Here is a 710-nt window from a genome sequence, read left to right on the forward strand (position 1 = left end):
GAGGGCTGGGCGCTGGCCGCCTCGCGCGGGACGCGCCAGGCAGCGCTCGACTCCTGGCGCCGCTTCGCCCGGCAGGAGCCCTTCTGGGGCGCCTGAGGCGGGGCGGGGTGCCGCCCTGCCCTCTCCGCATGGCTGGGCCGTCACCCTCCAGCGGGATGCAGGGCGAATTTACTGAAACCTTTTCAACGCTTGAACCGTTTAAGCCTCTCGTCTAACGCTTCGCCGCGTGACCCGCCGCCGCATCTTCCGCCCCGCCCCCGCCCCGCGCCGCTGGCGCGGCATCGCCATGGGCAGCGCCCTGGGCTTCATGGCCCTGGCGCTCGCCGGCCTCGGCCTGCCGGCCAATCTCTTCGGCTCCGCCCCGCGCGAACAGGACTGGAATGCCGCCGCCGCCCAGATCCGGGTGGTGGATGGCGACACGCTGCGCCTGGGCGAGCGGACGCTGCGCCTGGCCGGGCTGGTGTCGCCGCCGCGCGGGCAGACCTGCAGCACCGCCCAGGGCGTGGGTTTCGATTGCGGCGGCGCCGCTGCGCAAGCGCTGGCGCAGCTGGTGCAAAACCGCGACCTGAGCTGCCGGGTGCAGGGCCGCGACCGCTTCGGCCGGGCGCTCGGCACCTGCCAGGCGGGCGGGGTGGAGACCAACGCGGCGCTGGTGGCCTCCGGCTGGGCGCTGGCCGAGGGCGGCGCCCTGGCGGCCGAGGAGCAGGCGG

Annotated in this window: 1 protein-coding gene; it reads left to right on the top strand. The window is 75.6% G+C overall.

Annotated features, from left to right (window positions below):
- Positions 1 to 226: 226 nt before the first annotated feature.
- On the top strand, positions 227 to 710 hold a 484-nt coding region (locus tag HMPREF0731_RS23445; RefSeq protein WP_007006563.1), incomplete at its 3' end, for a thermonuclease family protein.

The organism is Pseudoroseomonas cervicalis ATCC 49957, assembly GCF_000164635.1.
Taxonomy (GTDB): Bacteria; Pseudomonadota; Alphaproteobacteria; order Acetobacterales; family Acetobacteraceae; genus Pseudoroseomonas; species Pseudoroseomonas cervicalis.